This is a genomic window from Pseudomonas sp. 13159349, from assembly GCF_013305685.1.
Lineage (GTDB): Bacteria > Pseudomonadota > Gammaproteobacteria > Pseudomonadales > Pseudomonadaceae > Aquipseudomonas > Aquipseudomonas asiatica.
Window position 1 is genome coordinate 4018490 of sequence record NZ_CP045553.1, and the last position, 18965, is coordinate 4037454.

18 protein-coding genes are annotated in these 18965 nt (G+C 60.7%); 2 read left to right on the forward strand and 16 right to left on the reverse strand.

Going from position 1 to position 18965, the window contains the following annotated elements:
- Positions 1 to 2: 2 nt before the first annotated feature.
- Complete coding sequence (locus tag GEV38_RS18595) at positions 3 to 485, reverse strand: PaaI family thioesterase (RefSeq protein WP_054572521.1); 483 nt, start codon at positions 483 to 485, stop codon at positions 3 to 5.
- The gene (locus tag GEV38_RS18600; RefSeq protein ID WP_054572522.1) at positions 482 to 958 is read right to left on the reverse strand and encodes a PaaI family thioesterase; all 477 of its coding nucleotides are present in this window, start codon (positions 956 to 958) and stop codon (positions 482 to 484) included. The genes GEV38_RS18595 and GEV38_RS18600 overlap by 4 nt, the downstream gene beginning before the upstream one ends.
- Before the next feature lie 154 nt (positions 959 to 1112).
- On the opposite strand from GEV38_RS18600, the gene GEV38_RS18605 reads away from it, so the two are divergent.
- Positions 1113 to 1406: a hypothetical protein gene (locus GEV38_RS18605; protein ID WP_015271093.1), complete on the forward strand. Its 294-nt coding sequence runs from the start codon at positions 1113 to 1115 to the stop codon at positions 1404 to 1406.
- Between the two features lie 67 nt (positions 1407 to 1473).
- Here GEV38_RS18605 and GEV38_RS18610 read toward each other — a convergent pair whose 3' ends face one another.
- From GEV38_RS18610 to sdhC, 11 genes are all read right to left on the reverse strand, one after another.
- Entirely contained in the window at positions 1474 to 2223 is a 750-nt protein-coding gene (locus GEV38_RS18610) for a DUF599 domain-containing protein (RefSeq protein ID WP_015271094.1), read from the reverse strand.
- Between the two features lie 295 nt (positions 2224 to 2518).
- Positions 2519 to 3832, reverse strand: coding sequence for a branched-chain amino acid transport system II carrier protein (gene brnQ / locus GEV38_RS18615; protein ID WP_015271095.1), 1314 nt, complete (start codon positions 3830 to 3832; stop codon positions 2519 to 2521).
- 483 nt (positions 3833 to 4315) lie between these two features.
- Entirely contained in the window at positions 4316 to 5200 is an 885-nt protein-coding gene (sucD, locus tag GEV38_RS18620) for a succinate--CoA ligase subunit alpha (RefSeq protein ID WP_004376004.1), read from the reverse strand.
- A complete protein-coding gene (sucC, locus tag GEV38_RS18625) occupies positions 5200 to 6366 on the reverse strand; it encodes an ADP-forming succinate--CoA ligase subunit beta (protein ID WP_003254205.1) in 1167 nt (388 codons plus the stop codon). The genes sucD and sucC overlap by 1 nt, the downstream gene beginning before the upstream one ends.
- 172 nt (positions 6367 to 6538) lie before the next feature.
- Positions 6539 to 7975 (reverse strand): dihydrolipoyl dehydrogenase, encoded by a 1437-nt coding sequence (gene lpdA / locus GEV38_RS18630; RefSeq protein WP_013973439.1) that lies wholly within the window; start codon positions 7973 to 7975, stop codon positions 6539 to 6541.
- Between the two features lie 93 nt (positions 7976 to 8068).
- Complete coding sequence (gene odhB / locus GEV38_RS18635; RefSeq protein ID WP_013973440.1) at positions 8069 to 9289, reverse strand: 2-oxoglutarate dehydrogenase complex dihydrolipoyllysine-residue succinyltransferase; 1221 nt, start codon at positions 9287 to 9289, stop codon at positions 8069 to 8071.
- Positions 9290 to 9331: 42 nt separating this feature from the next.
- Positions 9332 to 12163: a 2-oxoglutarate dehydrogenase E1 component gene (locus tag GEV38_RS18640; protein ID WP_015271096.1), complete on the reverse strand. Its 2832-nt coding sequence runs from the start codon at positions 12161 to 12163 to the stop codon at positions 9332 to 9334.
- A 245-nt stretch (positions 12164 to 12408) separates the two neighbouring features.
- Entirely contained in the window at positions 12409 to 13113 is a 705-nt protein-coding gene (locus GEV38_RS18645) for a succinate dehydrogenase iron-sulfur subunit (RefSeq protein WP_011534752.1), read from the reverse strand.
- Between the two features lie 11 nt (positions 13114 to 13124).
- Positions 13125 to 14897 carry a succinate dehydrogenase flavoprotein subunit gene (gene sdhA / locus GEV38_RS18650; protein WP_013973442.1) on the reverse strand — a complete coding sequence of 591 codons (1773 nt, stop codon included), beginning with the start codon at positions 14895 to 14897 and terminating at the stop codon, positions 13125 to 13127.
- A 3-nt stretch (positions 14898 to 14900) separates the two neighbouring features.
- Complete coding sequence (gene sdhD, locus GEV38_RS18655) at positions 14901 to 15269, reverse strand: succinate dehydrogenase, hydrophobic membrane anchor protein (RefSeq protein WP_003254214.1); 369 nt, start codon at positions 15267 to 15269, stop codon at positions 14901 to 14903.
- Positions 15263 to 15649, reverse strand: a complete 387-nt coding sequence (gene sdhC / locus GEV38_RS18660; protein WP_012315350.1) for a succinate dehydrogenase, cytochrome b556 subunit — start codon at positions 15647 to 15649, stop codon at positions 15263 to 15265. The genes sdhD and sdhC overlap by 7 nt, the downstream gene beginning before the upstream one ends.
- Before the next feature lie 352 nt (positions 15650 to 16001).
- On the opposite strand from sdhC, the gene gltA reads away from it, so the two are divergent.
- A complete protein-coding gene (gene gltA, locus GEV38_RS18665; protein WP_013973445.1) occupies positions 16002 to 17291 on the forward strand; it encodes a citrate synthase in 1290 nt (429 codons plus the stop codon).
- Positions 17292 to 17405: 114 nt separating this feature from the next.
- Here the strand turns inward: gltA and GEV38_RS18670 are convergent, their stop codons facing one another.
- The 3 genes from GEV38_RS18670 to GEV38_RS18680 form a co-directional block, all read right to left on the reverse strand.
- Entirely contained in the window at positions 17406 to 18011 is a 606-nt protein-coding gene (locus tag GEV38_RS18670; RefSeq protein WP_054572523.1) for an START domain-containing protein, read from the reverse strand.
- A 33-nt stretch (positions 18012 to 18044) separates the two neighbouring features.
- A complete protein-coding gene (locus GEV38_RS18675) occupies positions 18045 to 18299 on the reverse strand; it encodes a YkgJ family cysteine cluster protein (RefSeq protein ID WP_023661894.1) in 255 nt (84 codons plus the stop codon).
- Between the two features lie 130 nt (positions 18300 to 18429).
- Entirely contained in the window at positions 18430 to 18921 is a 492-nt protein-coding gene (locus tag GEV38_RS18680) for a hypothetical protein (protein WP_015271098.1), read from the reverse strand.
- Positions 18922 to 18965: the final 44 nt, after the last annotated feature.

The following is an 18965-nucleotide window of genomic DNA, read 5'->3' on the forward strand; positions in this document are numbered from 1 at the left end:
TGTCATGCAGATGGGGGCTGCCCGGATGATTTCAAGGGCTTTTCCGGTTCGATCTTGAAATGGGCCCGAGCCGTGGCGATCGGCGACTGCCTGTCCCCCTGCCAGGCGGTGATGGCCACATTGGTCACCCGCCGGCCCTGGCGCCAAAGCTGGCATTGGGCGTAGGTATCGCGAAAGTGCCCGGCGCGCAGGTAATCGATGGAAAAGTCGATGATCTTCGGAATGCTTGCGCTCTCGCTGAAGATCAGCAGGTACAGCGCTGCCGACAGTTCCATGAAGCCCGCGATCACCCCGCCGTGGATGGCCGGCAGCAGCGGGTTGCCGATGTTGTCCTGGTTGGCCGGCAGGCGGAACAGCAGGTCATCGCCCTGACGCTCGCATTCAATGCCGATCAGGCCGCCATAGGGGATCAGCGCCAGCAAGGGCCGATAGTCTCCCACCGCATGAGCAGCGTTGAGCTGTTGGCGAACATTGTGCGGAATCATGCTCCGCCCTCCTTCAGGCTGTTGCCGAAGCGGATGCCACCCTTGATCTCCTGGCCCAGGCGCATGAACGTGCCCACCACCTGGCAGATAGGCTGAGCGGGGTCATCCTGGTAGGCCGTGCCACGGGTGAAGATCACATCGCGGGTGACCCGGTAGCATTGGGCATGGCCGTAGATGTCTTTGCCGGCCTTGGCCGGATGCATATAGTCGATGCGCAGGTCCAGTGTCGGGCACACTTCGAAGCGCGGCAGCACGCACAGCGTGGCCATGCCGCAAGTGGTGTCCATCAGCGTGGTCAGCGCGCCGCCATGCACGGCGCCGGTCTGCGGGTTGCCGACAATGGCCGCAGACCAGGGCAGCACCAGGGTCATGCCATTGGCATTGGTTTGCACCACACGCATTTGCAACAACTGACAATGTTTCAGGGCCGAGAGAAAACGCTCGGCCATGGCCATCAAGGTTGAATCACTCATTGGCTGTTTCCCTGCGCATTGCCGCAGCGGCATAAAATCGTTAAAAAGTCTATATAGAACGGGACGTTATATATGTGTAATCTTCGCGGAACTTATTCCGTGTAGTTGCACTCGAAGGAACAAGTCACTTATTCCACCAAGGAGAAACACCCCCATGCGTAAACCTTTTGCTTTTGCTCTGATGCTGGCCGCTGCCATGGGCCTGGCCGCTTGCGATAAAGCGAGCGAAGACAAAGCCCAGGACGCACAGCAACACGCCGAGCAAGCCCAGGAAAAAGCGGGCGAAGCTCAGGATAAAATGAACGAGGCTGCCAAGGAAAACGCCGAAGCCGCCAAAGATCAGGCCGAAGCCGAGCAGAAGGCCGCCGAAGAAGCCGCTCCGGCTACTCCGGCTCCGGAAGCCGCTCCAGCTACCCCAGCTGCTCCAGCCGAACCTGCCAAGCAGTAATCGGCTAAAACAAAAAAACCCGACATTGTCGGGTTTTTTTGTGCCTGAAACTTATGGATTAAACGTTTCAGGTACCAGGAGCGGTGTTTTCCTTGGCGGGTTCGATCGAAACACTTTCGGTAGGTGTGAACACCATCACATCCAATACATCCGAATGGAACTCGCGGCGGTACAGAATCAGCACCACCCCGACACTCATGACCATGAATAACCATGGGCTGATGAACCAGCTCAACATGGCCATGCCGAAGTAATAGGAACGCAGGCCCAGGTTGAACTGGTTGGCGGCAAGCGACAGCACCCGCGCCGCCCGCGAGGCGAATGCCTTGCGTTCAAGCTCATTGACCAGCCGTTCACCGATCATCGGCGCCGACCCCACCAGTACTGCCGCGAAGTTGTATTGGCGCATGCACCAGCTGAAGGTGAAAAAGGCATAGACGAAGACCATGGCCAGGCACAGCAGCTTGATCTCCGACATGCCCTGGGAGGTCTGCTGCACCAGCGGCAGATCGGCCAGCAGCGACAGCGCCCGGTCGGAAGCCCCGAGCACGGTGAGGATACCGGCGAGGATGATCAGGGTGCTGGAGGCGAAGAACGAGGCGTTGCGCTCGAGGTTGCCGATCACGCTCGCATCGGCAATGCGGTTGTCGCGCAGCAGCATGCGGCGCATCCAGTCTTCGCGGTACAGGTGCAGCACGCTGGCCAGGCACGCGGTGTCGCGGCCCTTCCAGATGGCATAACGGGTGTAACCGCCCCAGCACAGGGCGAACCAGATGATGGCCAAAAGATTGTTGAAGTTGCTTTGGATGAAGTTCATGCACGGTTCCCGGGAGGGCCAGATACCTGAAGGATAGGGACCGGATTTCGACGCTGGCAAGCGGTAAAAGGCACACATCCACCCAGAAATCCGCACTGCCTGTTCTGGCCTCTTCGCAGCACAAGGCTGCTCCTACAGGTACGGCACTGCACTTGTAGGAGCAGCCTTGTGCTGCGAAGAGGCCAGTGCAGGCAAAGAAAAAGCCCCGCATCCTTTCGGATACGGGGCTCTGGAGTTTCCACCCTTGGCGAGCACCCTTCGGCTTGTGGCCGGTGCCGCCCTCAGGCTTCGACTATCAGGCCAGCGCTTCGCGCGGCTTGCCGAGCATGCGGTCGCAGGCCACGGCGCCAACCAGGGTCACCACCGAAGGCACCAGCCAGGCCAGGCCCTGGTCGCTCAGCGGCAGGTGAGCCATGAAGTCCGGCAGCACGTGGGCAATGCTGCTGCCCTTGATCGCATCGACCATGCCGAACAGCAGCGATACCAGCATCACTGGTGCCAGGATGCGGGTCGGCGAGTTCCACAGGTCCTTCACGAAGCTCAGCCCGACCACCACGATGCACGGCGGGTAGATCGCCGTAAGCACCGGGATCGAGAACATGATCAGCTTGGTCAGGCCGAGATTGGAGATCAACAGCGAGAAGCCCGCCAGAATCACCACCAGAGCGCGGTACGACAGCGGAAGGATCTGGCTGAAGTACTCGGCGCAAGCACAGGTCAGGCCAACGGCGGTCACCAGGCAGGCCAGCGCGATCAGCACGGCGAGGAAACCGCTGCCCAGCGAACCGAAGGTATGCTGCACGTAGGCATGCAGTACCGCCGCACCGTTGGTAGCGTCAGCCGCGATCTCGTGGCTGGTTGCACCCAGTCGGAACAGGCTGATATACACCAGGGCCAGACCGACGCCTGCGATCAGGCCGGCAATGATGGCATAGCGGGTGATCAGTTTCGGCGACTCGACACCGCGCGAGCGGATGGCGTTGACGATGACGATACCGAACACCAGGGCACCCAGGGTGTCCATGGTCAGGTAACCATCGGAGAAGCCCTTGGAGAACGCTGCGGCGGCATAGGCCGGCTGCGCTTCACCAATGGTGCCGGCAGGCAGCGCGAAGGCGGCGATGCCCAGCACCGCCAGGGCGATGATCTTCAGCGGCGCCAGGAAGCGGCCCACGGTGTCGAGCAGCTTGCCCGGGTACATCGACACGGCCAGTACCACGAGGAAGTACACCAGGCTGTAGATGAACAGCGCCAGCGGGCTTTCGCCGGTCAGCGGCGCAACGCCCACTTCGAACGATACGGTCGCGGTGCGCGGGGTGGCGAACAGCGGGCCGACCGACAGGTAGCACACGGCCGCCAGCAGGCCACCGAAGAACTTGCCGATCGGGCTGCTCAGGGCATCCATGCCGCCGCCGACCTTGGCCAGGGCGACCACGGTGATGACCGGCAGGCCCACGGCGGTAACCAGGAAGCCAAGGGCCGCCATCCATACGTGCGGGCCAGACTGCAGACCGACGATAGGCGGGAAGATGATGTTGCCAGCGCCCACGAAAAGCGCAAACGTCATAAAGCCAAGCGCCAGGATATCCTGGCCTTTGAGAACTTTCATTTAAGGTAGTACCACACTGCTGAAATCGGGATTCGAGAGGGGATTTCCCTTTGGATGAGGGGAAATGCTGCCCGGCTTGATAGGCCAGACCCGTTTAGCGTGTCGTTCCCTTTTGGGGTACGGGCACAGAGTGAGCGCGTAATGTAACTGTTTTGTCAGTCAAACGCACTGGCACAGTGCTGCTTGTCCGATGTGCGTACATGTTTGTCGTCTGTGCAACCGAGGACAGCGAGAATTATCCCGATATTGGGAAGTTTGTCTGCGTGAAAATCCCTATCAAACCCATCGAAAGTTCTTCGCAGTTTGCACTGGCCCTATCGCCGGCAAGCCAGCTCCCACAGGAGACCTTCACAATCAGGGCCTGTGGTGATCTCCTGTGGGAGCTGGCTTGCCGGCGATAGGGCCAGTGCAGGATTACCCAAGCCCCAGAAACGACAAAGGCCACCCGAGGTGGCCTCTGTGCGCGTGGGGGGTGTAGCAGTATTACTTCTTGACTTCCCAGCCAGTCAGCTCGGCCAGGGCCTTGCCGATGTCAGCCAGGGAACGCACGGTCTTCACACCAGCGTCCTGCAGGGCCGCGAACTTCTCGTCCGCAGTACCCTTGCCGCCGGAGATGATGGCGCCAGCGTGGCCCATGCGCTTGCCCGCAGGTGCGGTAACACCAGCGATGTAGGAAACGACAGGCTTGGTGACGTTGGCCTTGATGTAGGCCGCAGCTTCTTCTTCAGCCGAACCGCCGATCTCACCGATCATGACGATCGCTTCGGTCTTCGGGTCTTCCTGGAACAGCTTCAGGATGTCGATGAAGTTGGAGCCCGGGATCGGGTCACCGCCGATGCCGACGCAGGTCGACTGGCCGAAGCCGGCGTCGGTGGTCTGCTTCACAGCTTCGTAGGTCAGGGTGCCGGAACGCGAAACGATACCGACCTTGCCTGGCAGGTGGATGTGGCCAGGCATGATGCCGATCTTGCACTCGCCCGGGGTGATGACACCTGGGCAGTTAGGGCCGATCAGGGTCACGCCCAGCTCGTCGCACTTGACCTTGGCATCCAGCATGTCCAGGGTAGGAATGCCTTCGGTGATGCACACGATCAGCTTGATGCCGCCGAAGGCAGCCTCCAGGATCGAGTCCTTGCAGAAAGGAGCCGGAACGTAGATCACCGAAGCGTCGGCGCCGGTAGCTTCCACAGCTTCTTTCACAGTGTTGAACACTGGCAGGCCCAGGTGGGTGGTGCCACCCTTGCCTGGGGTTACGCCGCCGACCATCTTGGTGCCGTAGGCGATGGCCTGTTCGGAGTGGAAAGTACCCTGCGAGCCAGTGAAGCCCTGGCAGATGACTTTGGTGTCTTTATTGATCAGGACGCTCATTACTTGCCCTCCGCAGCTTTGACAACTTGTTGAGCAGCGTCGGTCAGGCTGGTTGCCGCAATGATGTTCAAACCGCTTTCTGCCAGTACTTTAGCGCCCAGTTCGGCGTTGTTGCCTTCAAGGCGAACGACAACCGGAACTTTCACGCCGACTTCTTTCACTGCACCGATGATGCCTTCGGCAATCATGTCGCAGCGAACGATGCCTCCGAAGATGTTGACCAGAACGGCCGCGACATTGCTGTCGGACAGAATGATCTTGAACGCTTCGGTAACGCGCTCTTTGGTAGCACCACCGCCAACGTCGAGGAAGTTGGCCGGCTTGCCGCCGTGCAGGTTGACGATGTCCATGGTACCCATGGCCAGGCCGGCACCGTTGACCATGCAGCCGATGTTGCCTTCGAGGGCAACGTAGTTCAGTTCGAACTTGGCAGCGTGGGCTTCACGGGCGTCGTCCTGCGACGGGTCGTGGAAGGTTTTCAGCTTCGGCTGACGGTACATGGCGTTGGCGTCGATGTTGATCTTGGCATCGAGGCAGTGCAGGTCGCCGTCGGCCTTGATCACCAGCGGGTTCACTTCCAGCAGGGCCAGGTCGTGATCCTTGAACAGCTTGGCCAGACCAACGAAGATCTTGGCGAACTGTTGAACTTGCTTGCCTTCCAGGCCCAGCTGGAATGCCAGCTCGCGACCCTGGAACGGCTGAGCGCCGACCAGCGGGTCGATGGTGGCCTTGAGGATCTTCTCAGGCGTTTCGTGAGCGACTTTCTCGATGTCCACGCCACCTTCGGTGGAAGCCATGAACACGATACGGCGGCTCGAACGATCGACTACAGCGCCCAGGTACAGCTCTTTGGCGATGTCAGTGCAGGATTCGACCAGAATCTTGGAGACGGGTTGACCGTTGGCATCGGTCTGGTAGGTAACCAGATTCTTGCCCAACCACTGTGCAGCGAACGCCTTGGCGTCTTCTTTGCTGCGAACCAGCTTGACGCCGCCCGCCTTACCGCGACCACCCGCGTGAACCTGGGCTTTTACCACCCACTCGTTCCCGCCGATCTTGTCGCAGGCTTCTGCAGCTTGCTCAGGGGTATCGACAGCGAAACCCTTGGAAACTGGCAGGCCGTACTCAGCGAACAGCTGCTTACCCTGATACTCGTGAAGATTCATGCTTTTTACCGTCTTCGTTAGGTACTGCGCTTCGGCGCTGCGCCATCACTGGCGCCGCACCACCTGTGACCGTTGACCCCGGGTTTTCCCGTGTGATCCGGTCCGGCGGACTTTCCGCGGTGAGTCATGCACGCAAGACTCACGACGGGCAGCCCGCCGTGGTTTCTTATAATTAACGCTTCTTACGGTTGGCCACGTGAATGGCGCCGCCATTCACTGCCAGCGCTGCTTCATGCAACGCTTCGGACAGGGTCGGATGGCTGAAGACCATCATGCCCAGATCCTCGGCACTGGTGCCGAATTCCATTGCGATTGCGCCCTGCTGCACCAGTTCGGCAGCCGATGGGCCAATCACGTGCACACCCAGGACGCGGTCGGTCTTGGCATCGGCGATGACCTTGACGAAACCACCGGTGTCGTTGGCAGCCATCGCACGGCCGCTGGCCGCGAACGGGAAGGTGCCCACGTTAACCTCAACGCCCTCGGCCTTCAAGGCCTGTTCGGTCTTGCCGACCCACGCGATTTCCGGGTGGGTGTAGATGACCGACGGAATCAGGTCGTAGTTCATCTGGGCCTTGTGGCCCTTGATGCGCTCGACCACCATGATGCCCTCTTCCGAGGCCTTGTGGGCCAGCATCATGCCGCGCACCACGTCACCGATGGCGTACACGCCAGGCACGCTGGTAGCGCAGTAGTCGTCGACGAAGATGTAGCCACGCTCATCGATGGTCACACCGCTGTCGGCAGCCAGCAGGTCGGTGGTCACCGGGCGACGGCCAACCGCGACGATCAGCTTGTCGAAGGTGATCTTCTGCTCGCCGTTGGCGTCGGTGTAGGTCACTTCGACTTCGTTGCCGTTGACTTTCGAGCCGGTGACGCGCGCACCCAGCTTGATGTCCAGGCCTTGCTTGGTCAGGGTCTTCTGGGCTTCTTTCGACACGGCGGTGTCGGCAGCCATCAGGAAGGTGTCCAAGGCTTCCAGAACGGTGACTTCAGCACCCAGGCGAGCCCATACCGAGCCCAGTTCCAGGCCGATCACGCCAGCTCCGATAACGCCCAGGCGCTTCGGCACGGCCTGGAATTCCAGGGCGCCGGTGGAGTCGACGATGACGTTCTGGTCGACCGGAGCCGGTGGAATGTCGATCGGGCGCGAGCCGGAAGCCAGGATCACGTTCTCGGCTTCGATGACTTCGGTGGTGCCGTCAGCCTTGGTGACTTCGACTTTCTTGCCGGCCAGCAGCTTGCCGTGGCCCTGGATGGAAGTAACGCCATTGGCCTTGAACAGGGTGGCAACGCCACCGGTCAGGTTCTTGACGATGCCAGCCTTGCGGCCAACCATCGCGGCGACGTCCATCTTCACTTCGCCAGTGGAGATACCGTGGACGTTGAAGCTCTCTTTGGCTTCCTTGTACTTCCAGGAGCTGTCCAGCAGCGCCTTGGAAGGAATGCAACCTACGTTCAGGCAGGTGCCGCCCAGGGCCAGCTTGCCCTCGGCGTCGGTGTACTTCTCGATACAGGCAGTCTTCAGACCAAGTTGTGCGGCCTTGATGGCAGCAACATAGCCGCCAGGACCTGCACCAATCACCACTACGTCGAATTTCTGGGTCATAAAAGATTCCTTATCAGCTACAAGCTACAAGCCGCGGACCGCGCGGCATGGCTTCCTGCGAAGCCAGGGCCGGCACGGTACGCAGCCAGAGGGTTAGATGTCCAGCAGCAGGCGAGACGGATCTTCCAGCAGGTTCTTGATGGTGACCAGGAAGGTTACCGCTTCCTTGCCGTCGATCAGGCGGTGATCGTACGACAGCGCCAGGTACATCATCGGGCGAATCACAACCTGACCATTGATGGCCATCGGGCGCTGGATGATGTTGTGCATGCCGAGAATGGCGGCCTGCGGCGGGTTGACGATCGGGGTCGACATCATCGAACCGAAGGTACCACCGTTGGTGATGGTGAAGGTGCCGCCAGTCATCTCTTCGATGGCCAGCTTGCCATCACGAGCCTTCTTGCCGAAGGTGGCGATGCCGTTCTCGATTTCCGCCAGGCTCATCGACTCGGCGTTACGCAGTACCGGTACCACCAGGCCACGGTCGCTGGACACGGCAACGCCGACGTCGGCGTAGCCGTGGTAGACGATGTCGTTGCCATCGATCGAGGCGTTGACAGCCGGGAAGCGCTTCAGGGCTTCGGTGGCAGCCTTGACGAAGAACGACATGAAGCCCAGGCGCACGCCGTTGTGGGTCTTCTCGAACAGGTCCTTGTACTTCGAACGCAGGGCCATGACTTCGGTCATGTCGACTTCGTTGAAGGTGGTCAGCATGGCCATGCTCGACTGGGCTTCGACCAGACGCTCGGCGATCTTGGCGCGCAGGCGGGTCATTGGCACGCGCTTCTCGGTGCGGTCGCCAGCGGCAACGACAACCGGGGCAGCAGCGGCAGCGGCGGCAGGCTTGGCAGCTGCAGCAGGCGCCGACTTCTTGTTGGCGACGGCAGCGACGACGTCTTCCTTGGTGATGCGACCACCTTTGCCGGTGCCGGCAACGGCAGCCAGGTCGATGCCGTTCTCTTCAGCCAGCTTGCGCGCGGCCGGGGCGGCAACCGGGTCTTCTTCGCCAGCGTCGGCAGCAGCGGCAGCCGGGGCAGCAGCGGCCGGGGCGGCAGCTGGTGCAGCGGCGGCAGCACCGCCTTCAACGATCGAACCCAGTACTTCGTCGGACAGGACGGTGTCGCCCTCGCCCTTGACGATTGCGCCCAGCACGCCGTCGGCGGTGGCCAGTACTTCCAGGACGACCTTGTCGGTCTCGATGTCGACGATCAGCTCGTCACGCTTGACGGCATCGCCCGGCTGCTTGTGCCAGGTGGCAACGGTGCCATCGGCAACCGATTCCGGGAAGGTTGGGGCTTTGATCTCGATAGCCATTATCTGTGTTTCCTTAAATTCGGTTTCAGGTGCGCGAAGGCATTAAACAGTGAAGGCGTCTTGCAGCAGTTTTTCCTGCTGTTCGGCGTGCTTCGATGCGTAACCACAGGCTGGCGCGGCGGAAGCGTCGCGGCCGGCGTATTCCAGGACCAGTGCCTTGTTGTGACGGCCCAGGATACGGCGCATGTGGTGCTGGCTGCTGTACCAGGCGCCCTGGTTCATCGGCTCTTCCTGACACCAGACCGCATGCTTGAGGTTGGTGTAAGGCGCCAGGATTTCGACCAGGTCGTCCTCAGGGAACGGATACAGCTGCTCGATACGCACGATGGCGATGTCTTCGCGGCCTTCGGCACGGCGTTTTTCCAGCAGGTCGTAGTAAACCTTGCCGCCGCACAGGACCAGGCGTTCGACCTTGGCCGGATCGAGGTTGTCGATTTCCGGGATAACGGTCTGGAACGAGCCTTCTGCCAGGTCTTCCAAGGTCGAGATGGCCAGCTTGTGGCGCAGCAGCGACTTCGGCGTCAGCACGATCAGCGGCTTGCGCAGCGGACGGATGACCTGGCGACGCAGCAGGTGGTAGATCTGGGCCGGGGTGGTCGGTACGCAGACCTGGATGTTGTGCTCGGCGCACAGCTGCAGGTAACGCTCCAGGCGCGCGGAGGAGTGCTCCGGGCCCTGCCCTTCATAACCGTGTGGCAGCAGCATGGTCAGGCCGCACAGACGGCCCCACTTGTGCTCGCCGCTGGTGATGAACTGGTCGATCACCACTTGCGCACCGTTGGCGAAGTCACCGAACTGGGCTTCCCAGATCACCAGCGCGTTCGGCGTGGTGGTCGAGTAGCCGTATTCGAAGGCCAGTACCGCTTCTTCCGACAGGAAGGAGTCGTACAGTTCGAACTGAGGCTGGCCCGGGAACAGGTTCTTCAGCGGTACGTAGGTGCTGGCGTCCTTCTGGTTGTGCAGCACCGCGTGACGGTGCGAGAAGGTGCCACGGCCGATGTCCTGGCCGGTCATGCGGATCGGGTGACCTTCGAACTGCAGGGTGGCGTAGGCCATGGTCTCTGCATAACCCCAGTTGATCGGCAAGCCACCGGCCTGCATCTTCTGGCGGTCTTCGTAGATCTTGGCGACCTGGCGCTGGACGACGAAACCTTCCGGGATCTCCAGCAGCTTGGCCGACAGTTCCTGCAGGGTCTTGAGGTCGAAGCGGGTGTCGTGACGCGCGGTCCAGGCATGGCCCAGGTACGGACGCCAGTCGACGAACAGCTCGCGGTTCGGCTCCTTGACCAGGCTCTTCACCACGTGCAGGCCGTTGTCCAGCGCGTTGCGGTACTCGTCGATCTTGGCCTGGGCGCGCTCGGCATCGATGCGGCCGGCCTGGATCAGTGCCTCAGCGTAAAGTTCACGCGTGGTGCGCTGCTTGCTGATCTGCTGGTACATCAAAGGCTGGGTGCCGTTCGGCTCGTCGGCCTCGTTGTGGCCGCGGCGGCGGTAGCAGACCAGGTCGATGACCACGTCACGCTTGAACTGCATGCGGTAGTCGATGGCCAGCTGGGTCACGAACAGCACGGCTTCCGGGTCGTCGCCGTTCACGTGCAGGATCGGTGCCTGGATCATCTTGGCAACGTCGGTGGCGTACTCGGTGGAGCGCGCGTCCAGCGGGTTGCTGATGGTGAAGCCAACCTGGTTGTTGATCACGATGTGCACGGTGCCACCGGTCTTGAAACCGCGGGTCTGCGACATCTGGAAGGTTTCCATGACCACGCCCTGGCCGGCGAATGCTGCGTCGCCGTGGATCGAGATCGGCAGTACCTTGTCGCCAACGGTGTCGTTGCGGCGGTCCTGACGGGCGCGCACCGAACCCTCGACCACTGGCGAGACGATTTCCAGGTGGGACGGGTTGAACGCCATGGCCAGGTGCACTTCGCCACCCGGGGTCATCACGTTCGAGGAGAAGCCCTGGTGGTACTTGACGTCACCGGAGCCCAGCTCGTTCATCTTCTTGCCTTCGAACTCGTCGAACAGCTCGCGCGGGTTCTTGCCGAAGGTGTTGACCAGAACGTTCAGGCGGCCACGGTGGGCCATGCCGATCACGACTTCCTTGGTGCCGTAGGAACCGGAGCGCTGGATCATCTCGTCCAGCATCGGGATCAGGCTTTCGCCGCCCTCGAGGCCGAAACGCTTGGTGCCCGGGTACTTGGTGCCCAGATATTTCTCAAGGCCTTCACCGGCGGTCACGCGCTCGAGCAGGTGGGCCTGCACGTCAGCGGAAAACTCCGGACGGCCGCGCACGCTTTCCAGACGCTGCTGGAACCAGCTGCGCTGCTCGGAATCGACGATATGGGTGAACTCGGCGCCAATGGTGCGACAATATGTCTTCTGGAGCGCCTCGAAGATCTCGCGTAGGCTCGCCTCCTCTTTGCCGATGAACAGGTCGCCGGCACGGAAGGTCGTATCAAGATCGGCATTGGTCAAGCCGTAGTGATTGATCGACAGGTCTACGGGCGCAGGACGCTGCCACAACCCCAACGGGTCGAGCTTGGCAGCCTGATGGCCGCGCATACGATAGGCCTGGATCAGTCGCAGAACTTCAACCTGCTTCTTCTCGTGTTCACTGCTCACGCTCCCGGCGGATACCGGTTGGGCGCGGCGCTGGTTCTTTGCCAGCAGTACGAAATGGTCGCGGATTGTCGAGTGCGATACATCGGTAGCGGTGCTGCCGTCGGCGGGCAACTTCTGGAAGTAGGTGCGCCACTCTTCTGGCACAGCGTTAGGGTCGTGCAGGTAGAGCTCATAAAGCTCTTCCACATATGCAGCGTTACCACCTGAAAGGTGGGCGCTTTCCCACATGCGCTGCATCACGCTTTCTTGCATGCTTGGTCACCCTCGGTTAGGGGACTGATCGGCGAGAGCCACAGCAAACCTGGAAAAGTCCGAATACAGCGACTGAACCACGCCACTTGGATCCTGCTGATTTTCCGGGTACCAGCCCGGAAGCCCCTGCTGGTCTCATATCTTCATAGGTAATGAACGCAGGCTTTGTGGGCCCTTGTTCGGGTTTTACCTCAGTGCGGGCTCACCACCCGCACCTCGGCTTACTGCAGGTACAACTCTTTGTATCAGGTGCCGCTTTGCAGCAGCATGTTACGTACGTGGCCGATTGCCTTGGTCGGGTTCAGACCTTTCGGGCAAACGTTGACGCAGTTCATGATCCCGCGGCAGCGGAATACGCTGAACGGGTCATCCAGGGACGCCAGGCGCTCCTGGGTCTTGGTGTCACGGCTGTCGGCCAGGAAGCGATAGGCCTGCAGCAGTGCGGCGGGGCCCAGGAACTTGTCCGGGTTCCACCAGAACGACGGGCAGGAGGTCGAGCAGCAAGCGCACAGGATGCACTCGTACAGGCCGTCCAGCTTGTCGCGGTCTTCCGGCGACTGCAGGCGCTCGATGGCCGGTGCCGGGGTGTCGTTCTGCAGGAACGGCTTCACCTTCTCGTACTGCTTGTAGAAGATGCTCATGTCGACGACCAGGTCACGAATGACCGGCAGGCCCGGCAGCGGACGCAGAATCAGCTTGTTGCCCTTCACCACCGCCGACAACGGGGTGATGCAGGCCAGGCCGTTCTTGCCGTTGATGTTCATGCCATCGGAACCGCAAACGCCTTCACGGCACGAGCGACGATAGGAGAAACCTTCGTCCTGTTCCTTGATCAGTGCCAGCACGTCCAGAACCATCAGATCCTTGCCGCCGGTATCGACCTGGAAGGTCTGCATTTTCGGCGCCGAATCGGTGTCCGGGTTGTAACGATAAACTTCGACTTGCAACATAGCGGCTACCCTTAGTAAGTCCGGACTTTTGGTTCGAAGGCTGGAACAGTCTTCGGCGCAAAGTTGACGCCACGCTTGGCGACGCGTTTCTCACCCGGGTAGTACAGGGTGTGGCACAGCCAGTTTTCGTCGTCACGGTCTTCGTAATCTTCACGGGCGTGAGCGCCGCGGGACTCTTTACGGGCTTCTGCCGCGATGGCGGTAGCTTCGGCGACTTCCAGCAGGTTCTGCAGCTCCAGCGCTTCGATACGCGCGGTGTTGAAGGCCTGGGACTTGTCGTTGATCTTGACGTTGGCGATACGGTCACGCAGACCGGCCAGCTGCTCGATACCCTTCTGCATGTATTCGCCAGTACGGAATACACCGAAGTAGTTCTGCATGCAGCTCTGCAGCTCGCGCTTCAGGCTGGCAACGTCTTCACCGGTGGTGCGCTCGTTCAGCTTGTTCAGGCGGTTCAGGGCAACATCGACGTCGGTGTCGCTGGCGTCGCGGTATTCCACGCCTTCGGTCAGCGCCTTCTCCAGGTGCAGGCCGGCAGCACGGCCGAACACCACCAGGTCGAGCAGCGAGTTGCCGCCCAGGCGGTTGGCACCGTGAACAGATACGCACGCCACTTCACCTACGGCGAACAGGCCCGGGATGATGTGATCGTTGCCTTCGGCGTCCATGGTAATGGCCTGGCCATGAATGTTGGTGGCAACGCCGCCCATCATGTAGTGGCAGGTCGGGATGACCGGTACCGGCGCGACCACAGGGTCGACGTGGGCGAAGGTCTTGGACAGCTCGCAGATACCTGGCAGGCGGCTGTGCAGCACTTCCTCGCCCAGGTGGTCCAGCTTCAGCAGTACGTGGTCCTTGTTCGGGCCCACGCCGTTGCCGGCGATGATTTCCTTGACCATGGAACGGGCGACCACGTCGCGGCCGGCCAGGTCTTTCGCGTTCGGCGCGTAACGCTCCATGAAGCGCTCGCCGTGGGCGTTGATCAGGTAGCCACCCTCACCGCGGCAACCTTCGGTAACCAGTACACCGGCGCCGGCGATGCCGGTCGGGTGGAACTGCCACATTTCGATGTCCTGCACCGGCACGCCGGCACGCAGGGCCATGCCCACGCCGTCACCGGTGTTGATCAGTGCGTTGGTGGTGGAGGCGTAGATACGGCCGGCACCGCCAGTTGCCAGCACGGTGGCCTTGGACTTGATGTACAGGGTCTCGCCGGTTTCGATGCAGATCGCGATCACGCCAACGAATGCGCCGTCCTGGTTCTTCACCAGGTCAACTGCGTAGTACTCGTTGAGGAAGGTGGTGCCGGCTTTCAGGTTGCCCTGGTACAGGGTGTGCAGCAGCGCGTGACCGGTACGGTCGGAAGCGGCGCAGGTACGGGCAGCCTGGCCACCCTTGCCGAAGTCCTTGGACTGGCCACCGAACGGACGCTGGTAGATGCGACCGGTTTCGGTACGCGAGAACGGCAGGCCCATGTGGTCCAGCTCGAAGACCGCAGCCGGGCCTTCCTGACACATGTATTCGATAGCGTCCTGGTCACCGATGTAGTCGGAGCCCTTGACGGTATCGTACATGTGCCAGCGCCAGTCGTCGTTCGGGTCGGCCGAAGCGATGGCGCAGGTGATGCCGCCCTGGGCGGATACAGTGTGCGAACGGGTCGGGAAGACCTTGGTGACTACGGCAGTCTTGTGGCCGCCTTGAGCCAGCTGCAGCGCAGCGCGCATGCCGGCGCCGCCGCCACCGATGATGATGGCGTCGAAGGAAATGGTTGGAATGCTAGCCATGGATCAGATACCCCAGAGAATCTGCACACCCCAGACGAAGTAAGCGAACATCGCAACGCCGCATACCGCCTGGAACAGGAAACGAATCGCAGTAGCCGACTTGCCGAACGACATAGGCGTCAGGTAGTCGGTCGCAATGGTCCACATGCCGACCCAGGCGTGAGCGCCCAGGGCAACGAGGGCCAGCAGACTGAAGATCCGCATCGCGTTGTTGGAGAACAGACCATGCCACTGGGTGTAGTCGATGCCTGGGTGGGCGACCACGTAGCCGATCAGGAAGAGGAAGTAAGCCGCGAGAACGACCGCAGAAACGCGCTGCGCCATCCAGTCATAGAGGCCCGAACGCGACAGGTTCGTGACATTGGTTACCATACCCAAACTCCCACCAGAACGATCAGCACCACGGAGATGACGATCACGATTTTCGAGCCCAGCTTGCCGCCTTCCAGCGTCTCACCGATGCCCATGTCCATGATCAGGTGACGAACACCTGCCACGAGGTGATAAAGCAGGGCGGACAGCAGGCCCCAGGTCACGAATTTGGCCAGCGGGCTGGTCAGACACGCCTTCACCTCACCAAAGCCTTCCTCGGAACCCAGCGACTTGCCCAGTGCATAAAGCATGATGGCAAGGCCGAGGAACAGGATGACGCCGGAGATACGATGCAGGATGGACGTGTACGCAGTGACGGGGAGCTTGATGGTCCTTAGGTCTAGGTTTACAGGTCGTTGGCTTTTCACGGCTTTTTTCACACTGAAGAGCCCCTAGCGAATCAGGGCAAAGTTGTTGGTAAGTGTACTGGTCAGGTACCCACCACCCAGGGAACGGCGACCCCCAGCAGTTCGGGCTTGCAAGCCCCTGGCGGTCGGGTTGCGAGTATAGACAGTTAGGCTGCTTATGACAACGTGACGGGGTAGCCCAAATAGCGCATTGCCTTTAGCGCACAAAAGGCGTAAATGGGCGAGAATTTCGCGAAAAATCAGGCCTCAATGCCTGTTTCAACAAGCCTTTAGGCAAATTGACATCTGAATTTATCCCTCTATAGTGGTGCGGGCCCTGCGTGGGGGGTCTGTCTGATGATTTCAAGCATTAATAGGAGGCCACATGGCTGACAAAAAAGCGCAGTTGGTCATCGAGGGCGCTGCCCCCGTCGAGCTGCCCATTTTAACCGGCACCGTTGGTCCTGATGTAATCGACGTCCGCGGGTTGGGGGCCACTGGTCACTTCACCTTCGACCCTGGTTTCATGGCGACTGCCTCGTGCGAGTCGAAGATCACCTACATTGACGGCGACAAAGGTATCCTGCTGCACCGCGGCTACCCGATCGAGCAGCTCGCCGAAAAGTCCGACTACCTCGAAACCTGCTACCTGCTGCTCAACGGAGAACTGCCGAATGCCGAGCAGAAGGCTCAGTTCGTCAGCACCGTGAAGAACCACACCATGGTTCACGAGCAGCTGAAGTCCTTCTTCAACGGCTTCCGCCGCGACGCCCACCCGATGGCGGTGATGTGCGGCGTGGTCGGCGCCCTGTCGGCGTTCTATCACGACTCCCTGGACATCAATAACCCGCAACACCGCGAAATTTCCGCGGTGCGCCTGGTCGCCAAGATGCCGACCCTGGCCGCGATGGTTTACAAGTACTCCATGGGCCAGCCGATGATGTACCCGCGCAACGACCTGTCGTACGCGGAAAACTTCCTGCACATGATGTTCAACACCCCGTGCGAGATCAAACCGATCAGCCCGGTGCTGGCCAAGGCGATGGACCGGATCTTCATCCTCCACGCCGACCACGAGCAGAACGCCTCCACTTCCACCGTTCGTCTGGCCGGTTCGTCGGGTGCCAACCCGTTCGCCTGTATCGCCGCCGGTATCGCCGCACTTTGGGGCCCGGCCCATGGCGGTGCGAACGAAGCGGTACTGACCATGCTCGATGAAATCGGCGATGTCTCGAACATCGACAAGTTCATCGCCAAGGCCAAGGACAAGAACGACCCGTTCAAGCTCATGGGCTTCGGTCACCGCGTGTACAAAAACCGCGACCCGCGCGCCACCGTGATGAAGCAGACCTGCGACGAAGTCCTGCGCGAGCTGGGCATCAAGAACGACCCGCAGCTGGAACTGGCCATGCGCCTGGAAGAGATCGCCCTGACCGATCCGTACTTCATCGAGCGCTCGCTGTACCCGAACGTCGACTTCTACTCGGGGATCATCCTCAAGGCAATCGGCATTCCGACCAGCATGTTCACCGTGATCTTCGCCCTGGCACGTACCGTGGGCTGGATCTCGCACTGGAAAGAAATGCTCTCCAGCCCGTACAAGATCGGCCGCCCGCGCCAGCTGTACACCGGCGAGCAGAAGCGCGACATCGTTGCGCTGCAGGACCGCAAGTAAGCTTCCCTAGCCGAACGCAAAAAGGCTGCCCTCGGGCAGCCTTTTTTTATTCATCCTGTGCTGGCCTCTTCGCAGGCAAACCCGCGAAGAGTCCAGCACGAGCGACACAAAGCCTTAGTTCTTCTCCGCCCGCTCACGCAGCGCTTTCAGAGTATTGAACGGCGCGTCCACCACGAACTTGTTGGCCACCATCGCCGGCACGCTGCCACCCGGCTCGGTGTGCACCTGATAGGTCACTTCCGTGCTGTCGCCCTTTGGCACCAGCTTCCAGAAGCCTTCGACCTTCGCCACCCGCACAAAGCCCTTCTCTTCCGGGATATAGGTCGGCTCTTCCTTCAGGTTGCGCACCAGGCTGCCATCAGCCTTCTTCACAGTAGTCACATGCAACACCGAGTCCCGCGGCGTCACCGGCCATGGCGTATTGAACTGGGTGTAGGTCCAGCTTTGGTCACCTTCGTGCTTGAGCAGCTTCTGCGACTTGCACTCGTGAATCCATGCACAAGCCCCGACCACGTCCTCCTGCAACGCCTGCACTTTGGCCAGCGGCGCCTTGATCACCGTGACACCTTGATAGGCCTTGTACTTGGAACCGGCCACTTCGCTAAGGGAAACCTTGATCCCCTCCTCGTCCTTGGCCACCTGCCAGTTTTCGGCCCAGGCCGCAGGCGACAGCAGAACACCCATGCCACACAGCAGAGCAATACGCTTGAACGATCTCATCATGTTTATCCTTGTTTTCGAAGATCCAGCCTGTCACGCCGCCGTTATCTGTTCCCACCAGCCGAGAATCCTTATGGCCTCATCACGATCACTGCCACACACCTCGACATCCGCCTTGAAACCACCACACACCGCAGGCCGTTCGGGCTTGCCGAACAAGTCGCAGAGGTTGTCGACAGTCAGGTGCAGGCAGCGCTCGCCAGCCGGCTTGCCATTGGGCATGCGCGGCATCGCGGAGGTGATGGACGGGGCGATGCAGCAGGCACCACAGCCCTCACGACAGTTCATGGCTATTCACCAAAATAAGGACTCCCTGAAACAAAACGGGACGAACGTCCCTGGATAGTAACCGCTCAAACAGGCGTTTGAAATTGCTGGCACGATGAAATCTGCTGTGACCCGGCAGTCAGTTCGCCAGCTACTGGCGGTACTCGAAATCGATGGCCGCCCCTTCCACTTCCCGACGGCTGTCATTGCGTAGCTGCAGCTGCATTTCATTGCTGATCAACCGGCCATTGAGCTGGAACGGGCTGTCGCTGGTCTCCGGCTTTTCAGTGAACATGGGGGGCAGTAGAGGTTTGCGACGCTGTATCGGCGACAGGCTGCCCACATTTGGCTCAAGGTTATCGACCATCTCGGCCGGCAGGCTGAGGTCGAGCTTTGCCTTGGGTAGCGGCTTGGCAACCTCCTTGCTCACCTGCTTGCGCGCCGGCCTGGCCTTGCTGTTACCGGCTTTTTTTGCTGGTTGCTTGTGCGCTGGCCTGGCTCCGGCCTTCTGCACCGGCTTGGCTTTCTGCACTGGCTTGGCCGCCTGCGCCTGGCCTGCCGGCTGCGCAGCCTGGGCAACACCAGCCAGGCTGCAGAGCGGTACAAGGCACAAGATCAGGGCAAAACGGCGCAGAGCATTCATGGCAAATGGACAGACTGGCAGGAAAAGTGCGTATGCTCCCTGTT